The sequence below is a fragment of the Amycolatopsis sp. DSM 110486 genome (genome assembly GCF_019468465.1).
Lineage (GTDB): Bacteria > Actinomycetota > Actinomycetes > Mycobacteriales > Pseudonocardiaceae > Amycolatopsis.
Genome location: NZ_CP080519.1, coordinates 8,476,390 through 8,493,101 on the forward strand (window position 1 = coordinate 8,476,390; position 16,712 = coordinate 8,493,101).

The 16,712-nt window shown below is 66.8% G+C and carries 16 protein-coding genes; 9 read left to right on the forward strand and 7 right to left on the reverse strand.

Translation table 11 applies throughout. The features are described 5' to 3' along the window. Window positions 1-83: 83 nt before the first annotated feature. Window positions 84-1,298 carry a hypothetical protein gene (locus K1T34_RS40865; protein WP_220240034.1) on the reverse strand — a complete coding sequence of 405 codons (1,215 nt, stop codon included), beginning with the start codon at window positions 1,296-1,298 and terminating at the stop codon, window positions 84-86. Between the two features lie 483 nt (window positions 1,299-1,781). Between K1T34_RS40865 and K1T34_RS40870 the strand changes: the two genes are divergently transcribed. The 3 genes from K1T34_RS40870 (at window position 1,782) to K1T34_RS40880 (ending at window position 3,621) form a co-directional block, all read left to right on the forward strand. Further along, entirely contained in the window at window positions 1,782-2,132 is a 351-nt protein-coding gene (locus K1T34_RS40870) for an ABC transporter substrate-binding protein (protein WP_220240035.1), read from the forward strand. After that, window positions 2,129-2,449: a hypothetical protein gene (locus K1T34_RS40875; RefSeq protein WP_220240036.1), complete on the forward strand. Its 321-nt coding sequence runs from the start codon at window positions 2,129-2,131 to the stop codon at window positions 2,447-2,449. The genes K1T34_RS40870 and K1T34_RS40875 overlap by 4 nt, the downstream gene beginning before the upstream one ends. 296 nt (window positions 2,450-2,745) lie before the next feature. After that, a complete protein-coding gene (locus K1T34_RS40880) occupies window positions 2,746-3,621 on the forward strand; it encodes a MurR/RpiR family transcriptional regulator (protein WP_220240037.1) in 876 nt (291 codons plus the stop codon). A 6-nt stretch (window positions 3,622-3,627) separates the two neighbouring features. Here the strand turns inward: K1T34_RS40880 and K1T34_RS40885 are convergent, their stop codons facing one another. After that, window positions 3,628-4,650 carry an SGNH/GDSL hydrolase family protein gene (locus tag K1T34_RS40885; protein ID WP_220240038.1) on the reverse strand — a complete coding sequence of 341 codons (1,023 nt, stop codon included), beginning with the start codon at window positions 4,648-4,650 and terminating at the stop codon, window positions 3,628-3,630. Between the two features lie 257 nt (window positions 4,651-4,907). Here K1T34_RS40885 and K1T34_RS40890 point away from each other — a divergent pair, with 257 nt between their 5' ends. Both K1T34_RS40890 and K1T34_RS40895 read left to right on the forward strand, forming a co-directional pair. After that, window positions 4,908-5,705, forward strand: coding sequence for a COG4280 domain-containing protein (locus K1T34_RS40890; RefSeq protein WP_220240039.1), 798 nt, complete (start codon window positions 4,908-4,910; stop codon window positions 5,703-5,705). Then, a complete protein-coding gene (locus K1T34_RS40895; RefSeq protein WP_220240040.1) occupies window positions 5,702-5,923 on the forward strand; it encodes a hypothetical protein in 222 nt (73 codons plus the stop codon). Before K1T34_RS40890 ends, K1T34_RS40895 begins: the two co-directional genes overlap by 4 nt. Window positions 5,924-5,994: 71 nt before the next feature. Here the strand turns inward: K1T34_RS40895 and K1T34_RS40900 are convergent, their stop codons facing one another. Next, window positions 5,995-6,576, reverse strand: a complete 582-nt coding sequence (locus tag K1T34_RS40900; RefSeq protein ID WP_220240041.1) for a Chromate resistance protein ChrB — start codon at window positions 6,574-6,576, stop codon at window positions 5,995-5,997. Window positions 6,577-6,862: 286 nt separating this feature from the next. Here K1T34_RS40900 and K1T34_RS40905 point away from each other — a divergent pair, with 286 nt between their 5' ends. Further along, window positions 6,863-7,759 carry a MurR/RpiR family transcriptional regulator gene (locus K1T34_RS40905; protein ID WP_220240042.1) on the forward strand — a complete coding sequence of 299 codons (897 nt, stop codon included), beginning with the start codon at window positions 6,863-6,865 and terminating at the stop codon, window positions 7,757-7,759. A gap of 30 nt (window positions 7,760-7,789) precedes the next feature. Here K1T34_RS40905 and K1T34_RS40910 read toward each other — a convergent pair whose 3' ends face one another. Genes K1T34_RS40910 through K1T34_RS40925 form a run of 4 tightly spaced genes read right to left on the reverse strand, consistent with a single transcriptional unit; the run spans window position 7,790 to window position 11,721 of the window. Beyond that, entirely contained in the window at window positions 7,790-8,617 is an 828-nt protein-coding gene (locus K1T34_RS40910; protein ID WP_220240043.1) for an ABC transporter ATP-binding protein, read from the reverse strand. Between the two features lie 10 nt (window positions 8,618-8,627). Continuing rightward, the gene (locus K1T34_RS40915; protein WP_220240044.1) at window positions 8,628-9,656 is read right to left on the reverse strand and encodes an iron ABC transporter permease; all 1,029 of its coding nucleotides are present in this window, start codon (window positions 9,654-9,656) and stop codon (window positions 8,628-8,630) included. Continuing rightward, window positions 9,653-10,705 (reverse strand): iron ABC transporter permease, encoded by a 1,053-nt coding sequence (locus tag K1T34_RS40920; protein WP_220240045.1) that lies wholly within the window; start codon window positions 10,703-10,705, stop codon window positions 9,653-9,655. The genes K1T34_RS40915 and K1T34_RS40920 overlap by 4 nt, the downstream gene beginning before the upstream one ends. Then, a complete protein-coding gene (locus K1T34_RS40925; protein WP_220240046.1) occupies window positions 10,702-11,721 on the reverse strand; it encodes a Fe(3+) dicitrate ABC transporter substrate-binding protein in 1,020 nt (339 codons plus the stop codon). Before K1T34_RS40925 ends, K1T34_RS40920 begins: the two co-directional genes overlap by 4 nt. 574 nt (window positions 11,722-12,295) lie before the next feature. Between K1T34_RS40925 and K1T34_RS40930 the strand changes: the two genes are divergently transcribed. The 3 genes from K1T34_RS40930 (at window position 12,296) to K1T34_RS40940 (ending at window position 16,432) form a co-directional block, all read left to right on the forward strand. Beyond that, a complete protein-coding gene (locus K1T34_RS40930; protein WP_220240047.1) occupies window positions 12,296-13,750 on the forward strand; it encodes a TldD/PmbA family protein in 1,455 nt (484 codons plus the stop codon). After that, entirely contained in the window at window positions 13,747-15,066 is a 1,320-nt protein-coding gene (locus K1T34_RS40935; protein WP_220240048.1) for a metallopeptidase TldD-related protein, read from the forward strand. Before K1T34_RS40930 ends, K1T34_RS40935 begins: the two co-directional genes overlap by 4 nt. Window positions 15,067-15,328: 262 nt before the next feature. Then, entirely contained in the window at window positions 15,329-16,432 is a 1,104-nt protein-coding gene (locus tag K1T34_RS40940) for an IS630 family transposase (RefSeq protein WP_255637931.1), read from the forward strand. Window positions 16,433-16,712 lie beyond the last annotated feature (280 nt).

A 16,712-nucleotide genomic window follows, 5' to 3' on the forward strand; every position in this document is an offset into this window, starting at 1 on the left:
TGAAATCCAGACCGCGGCCGCCGATTTGTCCAGTTTTTTAATCTGGACAAATCGGGCAGTATCAGCGGCGACCGGTGAGCTGTTCACCCGAGGGACGTGAGCAGCGCGGTGAGCGCCGGCTTCTCGGTCGCGGGATTCGGGCTCGTCGCACGCAACTGGCGAAGCACGGTGTCGATCTTGCCGTCGATCGCCGTCCAGGCGGCCTCGTCCCGGGGCTTCAGGCGTGCTTCGGCGTTGTCCCAGCCGGTTTCCAGGTCGTCGACGCGGTTGGTCGCGCCGGACTGGTCGCCGGCGTCGAGCTTGTTCAGCGTGTCCTGGGTGATGGTGCGAAACGCCGACAGGTCACCGAGCGGCGGCACCCGGCTGCCGGCGGGACCGGGCTGGGCGGTGGCGGGGGTCGAGGAGTCGTTCTGGAGCGCGGACTTCCGCAGCGCGTAACCCGTTCCCGCGGCGATGAGGACGATGACGACCACTGCCGCCGTCTGCCACAGGCCGCCCCGCGCGGCGAGCGCCTCGGCCTCCGCCTTGCTCGTCGTCACGTCGGTTTTCGTGAGGGAGAGGTAGGTGACGACCACGAGGATCCCGACGACGAAGATCAGGCTCGTCATGGTCGTGCCGAGGCCCAGCCCGCCCTGGCTCGGTGACTGCGCGAGATAGTCGCCGATCGACGCGCCCAGCGGCCGCGTCAGGATGTAGATGAACCAGAACGCCAGCACCGGGTGCAGGCCGAGTCGCCACCCGATCGCCAGGACCGCGATCAGCGCCGCCACGATCGCACCCGTCGTCAGGTAACCCAGGCCGAGCACCTCGGCCATGAGGTCGCCGGTCGCCGTCCCGAGTGCGAAGGTGAAGAGGATCGCGAGCCAGTAGAACGCCTCGCGTCGCCTGGTGACGATGGAATGGATGGAGAGCGTCTTCTCCGTCGCGTACCAGGCGACGAAGGTGGCGGCGAGCAGAACGCCGAAAACGAGGGTGCTGGTCTCTAGCGGCACGCCGAGGCTGTCGGTGAGGTTGTCGGTCACCAGCGTGCCGAAGACGCTGACCAGCGCAACGGCCAGCCAGTACCTGGCAGGGACGTAGCGTCGCGCCGTGAACTGCAGGACCAGCGCGATGATCAGCACGACGCCGGTGACGAGGGAAACCCCGGTCAGTCCGAAGTTCAGGTTCACGTTCAGGAAGTCGGCGGCGGATTCACCGACCGTCGTGCAGAGGACCTTGACGACCCAGAAGTAGACGGTGACCTCCGGAACCTTGTTGAGGAGCCGGCTGTCCTGGACGCGTTCGCGGTACGAGGTCATGTGCTTTTCTCTGGTCCGTTCGCTGCGTTGGCAAGGGATCGGCGACCGGGAAATCCATGCCAGGAAAAGGATTCTGGTCACGGAGTGCAGCGCCGCATCACGACCTGTCAGACGCTAGGGGGGATCGGATTAGGCTTCGGCAGGATGCGGGTTAGTGCTTAGTAAAAAATTCACGAGTTTGGGTTCATGCATGCCATCGCGGGTTGGTCGAACAGGTCGACACACTTGACGTGGATTGGGGAGCTCAGGCACGACCGTCGAATTCCGCAGTTGAAGACTTCGACGACGGAACCCGCGACAACGTATCGACCGGCTCTCATAACCTCGCCCAGTCGTGACCTCGTCGGAGCCGGCCAGCTCACCTAACCTTCCGCGAGGATGAGGGACAGGTTGGGCGCCGGAGACCACAGATCGCCAGGTGGTCCAGGCCGGAGCGCTGCTGCCATACCAGCCGAAGGATGCGCCGCCGCTGCCGGTGGTCTCATGTTGCCGAAGGGTTACCAGGGTGTGGTGTATGTGCTCACCACCGTGCTGTCCTGGAATCCGACCGTGGTGCGCCAGCGTGGCCTGATGGCGCCGAAGTCGTGGGAGGACCTGACCGAACCGCAGTGGAAGGGCCAGTTGTCCATCGATCCGTATGCGGTGAACTGGTACGACAGCCTGATCATCGCGATGGGGGCACGACAAAGCGCTGGCCTTGCTCAAGGCACTCGGGGCGAGCTCGCCGCGCTTCGTGCAGAGCCACCGCGTACGGCTACACGGCGTCCGCGCTCAAGGGGAAGACGCCCGCGGAGCTGGACTTCGCCAATGTCGCGCCACTTCCTGCCTCGTTGAGCCTGATCGATGTCGTGAAGAACTCGCCGCACCCCAACGCCGCTCGTCTCTTCGACGACTGGCTGGTGTCCAAGCCCGGCCAGGAGGCGGTTGTCAAGATCACCATCGCTCGCTGTCGTGATAGTCATCGCCGCAGCGGACGTGCGATGTGCCCGCTCGGCGGGCCGGCGCCCGTTCACGGCTCGGCCACCACGCTGATTCAAGATGAGGGGTGGTGTCAGAGTGTCATGGCGAGCCAGAGCGCGAGCCACGCAGCCGCGCAGATCGCGGCGATCGCTGCGGAGATTTCCACAGCCGCGTTCAGCGCCCGCCGGTGAGGTCCGTTGCGGGTGTGCATACTCCCTCCTCTCGTCAAGATCATCATTCGACTCGCGAAGCGATGTCGCAACGGTGACCCCCACGGCGGGGGACCTCCGGATGGGGGAGGCGGTAGAGAAGGAGGAAGGCTCAGCAGTGTGGCCGGCATGTGCGCGCGTCGTTGACTTCTCGCTGCGCAGCACTAGACTGTAGCATCTACTCCAGGGGAAATAAGATGCCGTAGTGGCTGCTACTGTGCCGGATTCGCACGTTGCCCTCTCCGGCACATGCCCGTTCCGAACAGGCAGGGTTCGTCATGGTAGCCACGGATCCACCGGGATCACTCGAGGAACGCGTCGCCGCTCGGCGTGAGGGGCTGACCGCCACCGAGCTGAAAGTCGCCAGCTATCTCGCGAGTCACCCCGACGAAGTCGCCTTTGCGTCGGCGGATGCGTTGGGCAGGGCGACCGAAACCAGCGACGCTACCGTGATCCGCACGGTCAAGGCGCTGGGTTACACGGGGATGCCGGCGTTGAAGCGAATTCTGCAAGAGCAGGTGCGTGAACACCTCACGCCCGCGGGCCGGTTGGGCCGGCGGGTGGACGTCGTCGGGTCCGCGCCTGACGACCTGCTGTCGAATGTATTCACGGAGAGCATCCTGCTGTTGCAGGAAGCGCAGCGGTCGATCCGGTCGGATCAGTTCGCTGCGGCGGTGGTCGCGCTGAGCAGCGCGCGCGAGGTTGTCGTGATGGGTACGGGAGCGCTGGGCATGCTGGGGCGCTACCTGACGCTCCGGCTGACTCGCTTCGGATATCGCACGCGCGACGCGTTGACCTCGGGATTTCTGCTCGCGGACGACCTGCTGAGGCTCACCGAGCAGGACGTGGTGGTGCTCGTGGTGCACGAGAAGGTGACCGTCGAGATCGAAGTCGCGCTCGACCATTGCCGGGAGGTCGGTGCGAAGGTCATCCTCGTCACGGACACGCTGGGGGAGGCGCTGCGCGACCGCGTCTCGATCGTGCTCACCACACCCGCCGGCAGTTCACAGATGTACAAGATGCAGACGACAACGCTGGCCCTGTTCGAAGCGCTGACGCTGGCGATCGCCGCACAGCAACAGGAGCCGGCCCTGCACGCCATGGCCCTGATGAACCGGCTGCGCGACGAGCTCCGCTACCGACCGGACCACTGACGAGGCTCAGCTGGCGACGGCACTTGTGGGGAGGTGGGGCTGCAACAACGGCCCCAGACGCGACGCCATCAGCCGGTAGCCGTCCGGCCCGGGATGCAGCCGGTCGACCAGGAGGGACTGCTCCTCGGTGCGCAGAACGGTGAGGCCGTCGACGAGGTGCAGCCCGCTGTACCCACTTTCACGCAGGACATCGACCGCTTCGTAGACCAGGGCTCGGATGTCGGCGACCGTGAGCCCGACCCCGTTGGGCTCACGCTCCCCGTCCGGGTAGACGATCGGTGTCATCACGACCAGCGGTGTGTCGGGATGGCCGTCGCGCACTGTCTGCAGGAACCCGGCCACGGCCGGCACCAGTGACCTCGCCGAGAACGTGGTGTGACGGTAGATGTTGGCCCCCAGGCACACGCTGATCAGGTCGGCCGGGGTGTCCCGGATGAACCGCGCGACAACGGGATCGAGCTGGCATTGGCCCGCGAATCCCAGGCAGCGCAGGTCCCAGCCGTTCGCCGCGGCGACGAGGGCCGGCCAGGTCTGCGTCGGCCCCGCCGCTCCGGTGCAGTGGGTGACGGAGCTGCCGTAGGTGATCCACCGAGGGCGGGTCGGCGGCGCGGCGACCTGTGCTCCGGCGGACAGTCTGACCGGGCCGATCGCGGTGAAACCCAGCTGAGGCAACCAGATCTGGATCCGCTTGTGCCCGGGCCGCATCCCGTGGAGGGCCAGAGTCCTCACCCCCGAAAGCTGCCTCCGCGCGACGAGCTCACCGTCGACCACGACGTCGAAGGGTGCGGGCGGACGACCGTCTCCCGGAACCGCCGACACGGCGACCTGGCATTCGAGCGCGGTGGCGTCGGTTTCGAAATCCAGCCGGACCCCGGCTGCCATCCGGGCGGACTCGAGCAGCTCGGCGTGGATCAGGGCTTGCGCGTCGCCTACCGGAAGCCGGTAAGGCACCAGGCCTGCCGGCCCGGGGTGCGCTTCGGCGTGTCCTGTCAGTCCCAGCCGGGGATCGTCCGGCGCCAGCTCGATCACACTCGTCCACCCGGGTAGTAGTCGCTACAACAGCTGGCCAGTACTGTAGCATTTCCAACAGTCCGTGGACAGGGTGCCGGTCGCGCGCGTTTTGGCGGCCACTGTGGACGGTGGTGATCGCCGCGTGCCGACGGCGGCAGGAGGTCTTCGGCGGCGGCTGGTCAGCCCGTGGGAAGTTGTTGACAATCACTCGATGGTGTAACTAACGTCCAAATGAAGCAGATGCTACATCTCAGCTCGACCGGAAGGAGAGCGGTGTGAATGCGGCCACCTGGGGGCTAGTGATCGCGACGTTCGTCGCGTGTTTCGTGGAAATGGTGGAAGCGACGACCATCGTGATGGCGATGGGCTTCACCCGGAACTGGCGCTCGGCCATGGCCGGTACCGGTGCGGCGCTGCTCTTGCTCGCCGTCGTCACCGTGGCCGCCGGCTACGCGCTGGCGACCTGGCTGCCGGAGTCCGCGCTCCAGCTCGCGATCGGCGGCCTCCTGCTGATCTTCGGGCTGCAATGGCTGCGCAAGGCGATCCTGCGTTCCTCGGGCCGCAAGGCGGTGCACGACGAGGACGCGATCTACGCCGAGGAGGTCAAAGCCGCCAAGAAAGCCGGTGCGGCACACAAGGGCATCGACATGTTCGGTTTCATGGTGTCGTTCAAGGGGGTCTTCCTCGAAGGCATGGAAGTGGTCTTCATCGTGATCACCTTCGGCCTGAACGCGAACAACATCCCCGCGGCCAGCCTCGGCGCCGTCGCCGCGGTGGTGATTGTGCTGGCGCTGGCGGTCGTGCTCAAGCGCCCGCTGTCGATGATCAACGAGAACCTGCTCAAGTACGGTGTCGGCCTGCTGCTCGCTTCGTTCGGCACGTACTGGGCGGTCGAGGGGATCGGGATCTTCCGGGGCGGGCACGAAAGCCTGCATTGGCCGGGCAGTGACCTGGCGATCCTCGGTCTCCTCGTCATCTGGTTCCTGCTGAGCCGGATCTTCGTCTCAGCCCTGCGTACGCCGCGGACCGCGGCTCCTGCCGTGACCACCAGCACCCACGAGGTCGTGAAATGAAATTCTTGAAGGCCTTCGGGCAATTCTGGTACGACTTCATCATCGGTGACGACTGGAAGATCGCGGTGGCAGTGGTGATCGCGCTGGCGATCCTGCTCGGCGCGGTGGGAGCTCAGCTGTTCGGCGACGCCGGCCTGGCGATCCTCGGCGCCGTGCTCATCGTGGCGGGGTTCGCGATCAGTCTCGTGATCGACGTTCGGCCGAAAACCAAGCCCTAGGGGAGAAATAGGGGCTGCGGTGCAGCCGGGCGAGACCAGGCGCCCGGTTGCACCGCAGTGTTGTCCGCCGATCAGTCCTGGTCGGACACCGTGCGTTCGTAGACGTCGGCTTCGAACTGCTCGAGTAGCTGTTCGCACTCGGCCACTTTGGCCTGGGCGAGCTCGCGACCCTCGGCCTTCATCCAGTCGCGGCTCTCGACCCGCTCCAGCCAACGCCGCAGCTTTTCCAGATCATGACGGATCTCTTCGGCTTCTTCGAAGGTGAAGTTGTCGCGGAAGCGTTCGAACTGGATCTCCTTGAAGAACTTCGTCTCGCACTCCTCGACGATCTCCTGGTATTCCTTTTCGGACTGCGCGCGGAAGCCGTTGACGAACTGCTCGCGGACGTCGGCCTCGACCTCCGTGAGAGTGACGAAGATGCTGGAACCTTTGAGGTCGTCGATCCGCTTGCGCACTTTTTCGATGCCGGCGCGGAGGTCGTCCTGATCTGGCAGCACGCAGACCGCCTGCTGGACGTACAGCCCGCCCATGCGCTTCAGGTCACGCCACACGGCCACCCTGGCCTTCGACGGATCGCTCGGCACCCGGTAGATCAACAGGAGCCAGGGTCCTTCGCTCGGATCCCTCTCGGCGGGAGTGCGCTGTGCGGGCATGTGGTCAGGTTAACCGACTGCTCGGTGAGTCCGGGTCAGTGCTCGACAGGGGGGTCGTTCGACACGTGTCTTTCCGCCCGTAGGCCGCGTCAATTCGTCCCCGGCCGAGACCTGGCCATTTGCCGGTCGCCGAACTTCGGCGCTGCGCCGAGCCTTCACCCGCGCGTAAACCGTCCATTCAAACGATTCCCGACCCCGGTACGATAGTCTGGTGTAGGCTTCGCTACAGAAAGGGGCGCGACTCGTTATGTCCGCTACGAAGCGGTCGGAGGGTGCCCAGGCGTCCTTGGACGAACGGGTCGCGGCCCGGCAGGAATCCCTCAGCGCGGCGGAGCGCCGGGTCGCGAGGTACCTGGCCGACCACCCGGACGAGGTCGCGTTCGCGTCGGCGGACACTCTCGGCCAGGTCACGGACACCAGCGATGCCACGGTGATCCGGACGGTCAAGGCGCTGGGGTATCCGGGACTTCCGGCGTTGAAGAAGGAGCTGCAGCAGACCGTTCGCGACCGGCTGACTCCCGCGGGGCGGCTGGGCCGGAGTCTCGACGAGCTGGGTGACGACCCGGAGGCAGTGCTGTCGCGGGTGCTCGCCGAAAGCATCGAATTGCTGGAGGATGCGCGGCGCACCATCCGCCCCGACAGCTTCGCGGCCGCGGTCAAGCTCCTCGGCGAGGCCCGGGAGATCGTCGTGCTCGGCTACGGCGGGCTGGGGGTGCTGGGGGAGTACCTCACGCTGCGGCTGGTCCGGCTGCGTATGAGGGCGCGTTCCGCGAAGACCTCGGGCTTCCTCCTGGCCGACGAGCTTCTCGGGCTCAACGAGCACGACGTGCTCGTGGTGATCGCTCACCAGGTCGTGTCCACCGAGATCGACGTCGCGATCAACCACGCCCATGAGGTCGGGGCGCGGATTATCGTCGTCACCGACATGCTGGCCGAAGCACTGGCCGGACGGGCTTCGCTGACCCTGACGACCCCCATCGGGAACTCGCAGCTGCTCAGCGTGCAGGCGACTACTCTGGCCCTCTTCGACGCCCTCGTCCTCGCGATCGCATCGCGCGAGCAGGAACCGGCGCTGCACGCGATGGCGCTGATGAATCGACTTCGCGGCGAACTGCGGGGGGAGGGCGAACCCCCGGCCGACGTGAAACCGGCCCGCCGCCGAAGCGGGTCCCGGCGCGCGTGACGGAACCCGCTTCGGTGACGGGCCGGGGGATCAGCATGTGCCCTGGACCATCGCCCGCCCGGGAGCCCGCTGTGAGCGGCGCTCGCCGCGGACCGGGATGCATAAGGGTTTTCCGCTCACCGGATGGTCCATCACGTGCGACTCGACCCCGAACACCTCCTGGATGAGGTGTTGGGTGAACACCTCTCGCGGTGAGCCTTCGGTGACGAGAGTGCCGCTGCTCATCACGAACACGTGGTCAGCGTATTCCGCGGCCATGTTGAAGTCGTGCAGCACCATGGCAATGGTCGTGCCGTGGTCGCGGTTGAGGTCGGCCAGCAGGTCGAGCACCTCGAGCTGATAGGCGACGTCGAGGTAGGTCGTTGGCTCGTCGAGCAAGAGGATCTCGGTCTCCTGCGCGAGGCACACCGCGATCCAGACGCGCTGCCGTTGCCCGCCGGAGAGCTGGTCGACGTGAGCGTCGCGTATTTCCGCGACACGGGTGACGGCCAAGGCCCACTCGACAGCTTCGCGGTCCTTCTCCGTGGGCACCTTCAGCGAAGTGCGGTGCGGATGCCTGCCGAACCACACGAGGTCCTCGATCGAGATGCCCTCCGGGGCGGTGAGCACCTGGGGCAGGATTGCGAGTTTGCGCGCCACTTCCTTGGTCGGCATATGGTGGATCGACTTGCCGTCGAGCACCACCTGGCCCGATTTCGGAGGCAGCAGGCGAGCGAGCGCGCGCATGGCGGTGCTTTTGCCGCACCCGTTCGGTCCGATCAGGACACTCACCTGCCCGTCCGGGATCTGCAACGAGAGGTTCGAGGCGATCATCCGGTCGGTGTAGGCCAGGTCGACGCTCTGCGTCTGGAGCCTCATCGCGTTCCTCCTATTTTCCGAGCTTGACGAGCAGGTAGAGGAAGTAGGGCCCGCCGATGACAGCCGTCACGAGGCCGGCGGGAATCTCCAGCGGCGCCGCGATGCCACGGCCGATCGTGTCGGCGACGAGCATCAGCAGCACCCCGACGACGGACGCGGCCAGCAGCGACGTGAGGTTTCGCCCGCCGACGAGGCGGCGCGCGATGTGGGGCGCGATCAGCCCGACGAAGCCGATGGTCCCCGAGACCGCGACGCAGGCACTCGCGAGCGCGACGCCGAGCAGCAGCAGGATCCTCCGGGTTCGTTCCACCGGCTCGCCGAGGCCGGCGGCCATGTCGTCGCCGAGCCCCAGGACGTCCAGCCTGCGGGCCAGGATCAGGACGATCGGCACGAGCACGAGGATCCACGGCGCGGCGAGGGCCACCGAGTTCATGCTGCGGCCGAACAAGCTGCCCGTGAGCCAGATGAGCGAGGAGTTGACGTCGAGCGGGTACTTGGTCAGCAGGAAGCGGATCACGGACTCGAACACGGCACTCACGGCGATGCCGACCAGCGCGAGCCGCACCGGCGAGGCGCCGCGGCGGTAGGCGAACAGGTAGACCAGCCCCGCGCCCACCAGGCCGCCGGCGAAGGCGACCGGCGGCACGAGCGCCGCCGACAAGGTCGGGAACAGCAGTGACAGCGTCATCCCGGCGACGCCCGCGCCCTTGGTCACGCCGATGATGTCAGGGGCGGCCAGCGGGTTGCGCACGACTCCCTGCATCACCCCGCCCGACACCGCGAGCCCGATTCCCACCAGCCAGCACAGCAGGACCCGCGGCAGCTGGAAGTCGAGGACGATGTTCGCCGCCTCGCTGCCGCGGTCGCCGACGAGCGCGGCGAAGACTTGGGACATCGGGATGGGGGTGGCGCCGATGGCCAGGCTCACCACACTGGCCACGACGGCGAGACCGGCCATTCCGCCGATGAGGACACGAGGATTGCGCGCGGCCGTCGAGGTGGTGCCGACCGGTCGTGCGGGAGCAACGTTCGCTGTCACAGTGCCGCCTTCTGCCGACGGGCGAGGTAGATGAAGATCGGGGCGCCGATCAGCGCCGACACGACGCCACTGGGCACCTCGTACGGCGGGTTGACGAACCGTGAGGCGATGTCGGCGAACACCGTCAGCGCGGCGCCGAGGATCACGCACAGCGGGAGCACGACCGCGTAGCTCGAACCCACGAACCGCCGCACGATGTGCGGCACGATCAGGCCGACGAACGCGATCGGACCGGCGACGGCCACCGAGGCACCGGAAAGGACGATGACAACAGCGGCTCCGACGGCGCGGGTGCGTTCTACGTTCTGCCCGAGCCCTCGGGCCATGTCCTCGCCCAGCGCCAGCAGGTTCATCGCCCGGGCCAGCGCCATGGCCGCGGCGAGCCCCAGCACTGTCCACGGCAGGACCGTCGTCACGGCGTTCCAGTTGGCGAAGTTGACACCGCCGACGAGCCAGAACAGCACGCGCTGGGCGTCGTTCTCGCGGAAGATCACGAGTACCTGGGTGAGGGAGACGAGCAAGGTGCTCGCCGTGACGCCGGCGAGGGTGAGCCGGACCGGGCTCACCCGGCCCGCGCCCATGCCGGCCAGCACCATCACCGTGATCCCGGCTGCGGCGGCGCCGACGAAGGCGAGCAACACCGACGGTGCGCCTGCCAGCGCGGGGATCATCGTCGTCACCGCGACCACGACGACGGCGGCGCCCGAGTTCACACCCATGATGTCGGGCGCGGCCAGCGGGTTGGCTGTCACGCCCTGCATCAGAGCACCCGACACGGCGAGGTTGGCACCCACGAGCGTGGCCAGGAGAACGCGGGGCATCCGCACCACGCGCACGATCACCTCGTCCGGACTGTCGCCGGCGAACAGTGCCCGCAGCACCGTCGACCACGGGATCGGCTGGCTGCCGAGGGACAGTCCCCAGAGCACTCCGACGAGCAGGACGCCCAGTGCGACCACCGCCACGACGACCACGTGCCGGTGGCGGACGCGTCGCCGGGGGTCGGCCGGCTCGGCACGGTTGCCGGTGAGCTCCACGCGCGTGCTCATGCCGGCCCTGCCAGCTTCTGCACGGCCTCGGTCGCGATCTGCTCGGCCGCGACCAGACCACGGGCCCGGGACCACAGGTTCTGGTTCACCATGAACACCGCGTTCTTCTGCACGGCCGGGAGGGTGCCCCAGAGCTGGGTGGTCTTCCACTGGTCGAGCAGGAGCTTGCCGGGATGGGGAGCCATGATGATCACGTCGGGCTTCATCGTGACGAGGGTTTCGAGGTTGACCGAGACGTGGAAGTCGTCTCCCTTGTCCGGCAACGGCGAGTGGAGGCCGAGCGCGGCGAGGACGCCGGGCGCGAACCCGCGGGGCGTGTAGCCGGTGACTCCTGTTTCGGTCCCGATCGCGAAGAGGATCTTCCGTGTGTCGCCCGGCGGGATTTTCGCCTTCAACCCCTGCATCACCTGGGCGTGGTGGTCGAGCACGGCCTTCATCCGGTCGCATTTGCCCGCCGCCTCGGCGATGAGCTTTTCGCTGTTGATCGTCTCCTGGTAGCCGGCCGCGTCGCTGCTGACCGCGATCGTCGGTGCGATCTTGGACAACTGGGTGTAGATCGCGGAGTGTTCCGCCGAGTCGGCGATGATGAGGTCGGGCTTGAGGGAGGTGATGACCTGGAGGTTGGGCGACGCCCGGAGTCCGAGCGGGGTGTAGTTGCCGACTTTGTCGCGCAGCGCGGGAATGAGCACGTCGCGGTTGTTGTCGTCCGCGACGCCCACCGGCTGGAGACCGAGGTTCTCGATCGCGTCGACGAACGACAGCTCGAGCACGGCGATCCGGTGCGGTGTCCCGGTGATGGTGGTGGATCCGAGGTCGTGCTTGATGGTGCGGGTCGGCTTACCGCACTCGGCGCTGTTCACGTCGGCGGCGACCACGGCCGGAGCGGTGGCAGACTGGCTGCCGGTGCTGCTGCCGATGCCGCCGCCGGCCGTACCGCAGCCGATCACGAGGGTTGCCGCCGCCAGGAGTACGCCGGTCAGCGGCAGGGACTTGCGCAGTGGGGGAATGGGAGACATCTCGAGCTCCTCGCACGAACTGAAGCGAGCCGGGCACACGTCGAATTCGATCCGAATCGAATCCGGAACAGGGCGATTCCGGCCCTGCAGTTGTTACCTGCGTTTGACAATGAGCGTACTTCCGGGGTAAATCTGCGGTCGGCATGCGCACTCCGATCAGGAGTGCTTCCTCAGTGAGAGGTGATCGAATCCGATGATCACCGGTTCTCTCCGAGCCATGGCGAATCGCCGATCAGCGGTGGCTGTCGGATGGGTGTGGGCTCCGTCTCAGAGGTTTGGTGTACTGTAGGATCTGCTACAGCGAACGTCAATAGTCCTTCCTGCCTACGACTCTCCGTTCGCTTCTTGCTCTGGCCCACGAGGACTTTCGTCCGAAGAGTTACGGGTAGTAAACGCTACAAGTGATCTTGTTCAGTGACCGCCAGATGTTTGTAGTGAACGCAACCATCGTTGTGATCTTCTGTAGTAACTGCTACGGTCGGGTTGTCCGCAGTTGGTGTCCCCGGACAGTCCCCCATCTCTCGGAGGTCCACGAGATGTCCACGAAGTTCAGCGTGACGCAGGTGAGCCGGTGATGCGCGACATCGCCGAAGCCGTCCTCGGCTTGCTCCCGAGTGCAGTGAGTTATGGAGACGTTCGCGTGCTGCACCGCACGCACGAATTGGTCCTCGCCGAACGCAATGGTCCCGGCGACCTGGCCCGTGAGGAGTCCACCGGGGTGGGCGTGCGGGTGATCGTGGACGGCCAGTGGGGTTTCGCCGCCACGCACCGGCTCGACCGCGTCGGCCTCGCCGAGGTCGTCGGCCGGGCCGTCGCCCAGGCGCGAGCCGTGGGGCCGGGCCCGCGTATCGACCTCGGCGAGCCCGTGACCACTCGCACCCGCTGGCAGTCGCCGATGGTCATCGATCCGTTCCGCGTGCCGGTGTCGGCCAAGGTCGACCTGCTGACCGCCGCCGTCGCGGAAGCCGAGACCGCCGGTCCGTTGGTGCAGAAGGTCGAAGCGTCGATGGACTTCTTCCGTGACGACAAGGTCTTCGGCAACACCGAGGGAGCCCTGATCGAGCAGATGCTCACGGAGAGCGGCGCGGGGCTCGTCGTCTACGCGGGCGACGGCGACGACATCCAGCGCCGATCGTTCCCCCAGGCGGTTCCCCGCACGATCCGGGGCCAGCGCGGTGACTTCGCCACCGCCGGCTACGAACACGTCGAGTCGCTGCGGTTGGTCGAAGAAGCGGCCAGGGTCGGAGCGGAAGCGGTTGCGCTGCTGTCTGCGCCGTCGTGCCCCGACGAGAAGACGACGCTGATCGTGACAGGTTCGCAGATGGCGTTGTTGCTCCACGAATGCGCCGGGCACCCGATGGAAGCCGACCGTGCGCTCGGTTCCGAGGTCAGTTTGGCCGGCGGCACGTACGCTTCGCCGGAGCGGCGCGGTTCGTTCCGGTACGGCTCACCGATCGTGAACGTTTTCGCCGACGCCACCATCCCCGGCGCACTCGGCTCGTTCGGCTACGACGACGAAGGAATCCCCGCACAGCGCACCCAGCTCATCACCGACGGCGTCTTCATGGGCTATCTCTCCGGTCGCGAGTCCGCGGCGGCGATGGGGGAGCAGTCGTCAGGTGCCGCGCGCGCCGACGGGTGGCAGCGTCTTCCCTTGGTGCGCATGACGAATCTCTGTCTCCAACCCGGTGATTCCTCGCTGGAGGAGATGATCGCCGGCACCGACCGCGGGGTGCTGGTCGACATGACCAAAAGCGTGTCGATCGACGACATGCGGCTCAACTTCCGGCTCGGTGCCGAGGTCGGGTGGGAGATCCGTGACGGCAAGCTGGGCCGGTTGCTCAAGAACTGCTCCTACACCGGGGTGACGCCGCAATTCTGGGCCGACTGCGATGCGCTCGCCGGCCGCGACGAATGGAAGGTGCACGGCATCCCCTCCTGCAACAAAGGTGAGCCGCTGCAGGTCGCCCACGTCGGCCACGGCACCGTGCCGGCCCGATTCCGGAATGTGAGGGTGGGAACCAAATGACGATCGACAGCTCGCAGGTGCACGCCGCGCTCGGGTGCTTCGGCGAGGGCACCAGGCTCGAAGTGTCCGAGGAGAAGGTCGACCTGCTGCGATACGCCCGGTCCCGCGTCACCGCGCAGCACAGTGAACAGCGCATGCGGGTCCGCATCCGGCTCGAGCGCGACGGCCGGGTCGTGATCGGTGCGCTGGAGACTCTCGACCGGGAACCGGTGCGCGCGCTGGCGGCGCACCTGACCCAGGAACTCGAGGCGTTGCCCACCACGACACCACGGCCGCAGACTGGAACGGCGCACTCGGGCGAACCGGTACAGCCCCCGGTGAGCGAGGCGACACGAAGTGCCGAGGCCGCCGAACGGTTCGCCTGGTTCGACACCGTCCGAAAAGGACTAGGTGGCGACACGCAGCTCGGTGGCTCGATCCGGCACGAGGTCATCGACCGCGTGGTCGCCGACGGCACCGGACTCTTCCGCCAGGAAACCCTCACCAAGGCATCGCTGCAGGCCATCGCCGATCGAGACGGCCGCTCCGCCAGCGTCCGCCGCGTGCACCGCGACGCCGCGCAGATCCGCGTCGACGATGTTGCCGAGCGGCTGCTCGACTCACTGGCTCCGTTGCCGACCCGGGAACAGTTCAGCGGATCCTGCCGCGTTGTCCTCCGCCCGCAGGCGACCATTCCGCTGCTCGCCACGTACGGCTACGCCGCGCTCGGCGCCGCCGGTTTCGCGGAGAACCGGACCGCGGTGGCCGGTCGCCTCGGCCTGCCGGTCACCAGTGACCTGATCACCGTGGTGGACGACGGCACCGACCCCGAAGGCCTGCCCAGCGGGTTCGACGTGGAAGGCAGCCCCCGTGTACGCACCCCTCTCGTGACGAAGGGGACCCTCGCCGGCGTGGTTTCGAACCTCGAGCACGCCGGAGTGACCGGCGGTGTCTCGACCGGGCACGGCGTGCCGTTCGGCTGGCGCTTCGGTGCCGATCCCGCACCATCCCACCTGCTCATGGCCGCCGGGGACAGCTCGGACGAGGACCTGCTGGCGGGCTGCGACGAGGGCCTCGTCGTCAGCAGGCTCGACTACCTGCGGGTGCTGCATCCCAAGGACACCCTCGTCACCGGCACCACCCGCGACGCGACGTACTGGGTGAGTGGCGGCAAGATCGTCTCCTGGCACCCACCGGTCCGGCTCACCTTCCGCATGGACGAGGTCCTCGACTACATCCTCGCCGTCGGCGCCGAACGAGAACGCGGCGAACAGACGTTCATGGAGAGCATCACCGCACCCGCCCTGCTCGTCGATGCCGGATCGTTCCGCATCTGATCGATCCCTCCGCAGTACACGCCACTCGGCGCCTGACTGTGCCGACGCGCCCCGCGGCGCCGAGTGGCGTCCGGAAGCCGACAATGCCGACGGTTTCCGGATATACAACGAATCTGACGACGCACCCCATGGACACTGGTGCCGGCCTAACAAGACGGGTCTCGGTGAAGGGTCACGGCCGGTTGTCTAGTGCCGCGGCGCAGAAGGTTGGTGAGGTAATAGCCCATGGCCTGACCTGCTATCCCGCCTGGGAGGCTGGGCGGTGGAGGTGGTGCTGGTGGCTCGTCAGCCTGAGGTGTTCGTGCACGAGTTGGAGCCCGAACAAGCGCAGCGTTTGGTGAAGATCACCAGGTCGACGCGAGATCGGGTGCGGCTTCGCCGGGCCGGCGTGGTGCTGGCGTCGGTGCAGGGCCGGTCCGCGAGCGAGATCGCGATGATGTTCGCTGCGACCGAGAACTACGTGCGGGAGGTGATCCATGCGTTCAACGAGCAGGGGTTCGCGGCGTTGGACCCAAAATGGAGCGGCGGCCGACCAGCTAAATTCGGTCCGGCCGCCCGTCAGCTCATCTGCCGCATCGCCCGCAGCGATCCACACGGATTGGGCCAGCCCTTCACCACGTGGAGCCTGACCAAACTCACCGCCTACTTGCGCGAACACCACAGACTGGTCGTCTCCGCCGAGACCGCACGGCGAGTCCTGAACAAGGCTGGCATCACCTGGCAGCGCACCAAAACCTGGAAGCGCAGCCGTGACCCGGACTTCGCATCCAAGATGGCCCGCATCCTCGACCTCTACGACCATCCGCCGGTAGACGGCCGCGTGCTCTGCGTCGATGAGTTCGGACCGCTGAATCTGCAACCTCGCCCTGGTCACGGCTGGTTCCGGCGCGGCCAGCCAGCACGGCTGCGCGCCACCTACACGCGGACTCACGGAGTGCGGCAGATGTTCGCAGCGCTGGATCTGGCCACGGGCCGGATATTCTACCGGTTCCGTGACCGCAAACGCTGGCCACAGTTCCTCGACTTCTGTAAGCAGCTCCGCCGCCGATTCCCGGTGGGCACGCTCTACCTGGTCTGTGACAATTACAAGCCACACTCCAAGGCGGAGGTCGCCTGCTGGTGCTCGGCACACGGGATCGAGCTGGTCTACACGCCCAGCAATGCCTCGTGGCTGAACTGGGTCGAGTGCGAGTTCACCGCATTACGCTACTTCGCTCTCGACGGCAGCGACTACCCCTCCCACACTGTTCAGGAGGCCGCGATCGCCGGCTACTTCCGCTGGCGCAACCGAAATTGCCATCCCAAACGCCACTTCGCGGTCGACTCAAAGATCCGCCGACCGGATTACCTGCCCAACGTTGCGTGACGCGGCACTAGCTTCCGGAGAGTCAGCGCCTTGATCAGCGCCCGCCCGGGGTCTGCGCTGAGGCGCGGATGTGTCGCAATGCCCTGAGCAGCGGAGCCACCCTTGAGAAGCTTGATATCGTGTCCGCTAACCCGAAAGGTAAGAAGTTCAAGATGTGCGAGAACTGCCAGGTCTGGGTGCCGGACGCGGTCGGGCGTGTGTTGGCCGGATGAGCGGTGTGACGGGTAGGCCGAGGATGGCCGCGCTTGAGGAAAATCCTTGAGAACGCTCGTGATTTCGA

Excerpts from the sequence above, each read along its gene's own strand:
- K1T34_RS40900 (WP_220240041.1), bottom strand. The coding sequence starts at position 6,576 with ATGCCCGCACAGCGCACTCCCGCCGAGAGGGATCCGAGCGAAGGACCC.
- K1T34_RS40920 (WP_220240045.1), bottom strand. The coding sequence starts at position 10,705 with ATGAGCACGCGCGTGGAGCTCACCGGCAACCGTGCCGAGCCGGCCGAC.
- K1T34_RS40880 (WP_220240037.1), top strand. The coding sequence starts at position 2,746 with ATGGTAGCCACGGATCCACCGGGATCACTCGAGGAACGCGTCGCCGCT.
- K1T34_RS40870 (WP_220240035.1), top strand. The coding sequence starts at position 1,782 with ATGTTGCCGAAGGGTTACCAGGGTGTGGTGTATGTGCTCACCACCGTG.
- K1T34_RS40930 (WP_220240047.1), top strand. The coding sequence starts at position 12,296 with ATGCGCGACATCGCCGAAGCCGTCCTCGGCTTGCTCCCGAGTGCAGTG.
- K1T34_RS40910 (WP_220240043.1), bottom strand. The coding sequence starts at position 8,617 with ATGAGGCTCCAGACGCAGAGCGTCGACCTGGCCTACACCGACCGGATG.
- K1T34_RS40865 (WP_220240034.1), bottom strand. The coding sequence starts at position 1,298 with ATGACCTCGTACCGCGAACGCGTCCAGGACAGCCGGCTCCTCAACAAG.
- K1T34_RS40925 (WP_220240046.1), bottom strand. The coding sequence starts at position 11,721 with ATGTCTCCCATTCCCCCACTGCGCAAGTCCCTGCCGCTGACCGGCGTA.
- K1T34_RS40935 (WP_220240048.1), top strand. The coding sequence starts at position 13,747 with ATGACGATCGACAGCTCGCAGGTGCACGCCGCGCTCGGGTGCTTCGGC.
- K1T34_RS40895 (WP_220240040.1), top strand. The coding sequence starts at position 5,702 with ATGAAATTCTTGAAGGCCTTCGGGCAATTCTGGTACGACTTCATCATC.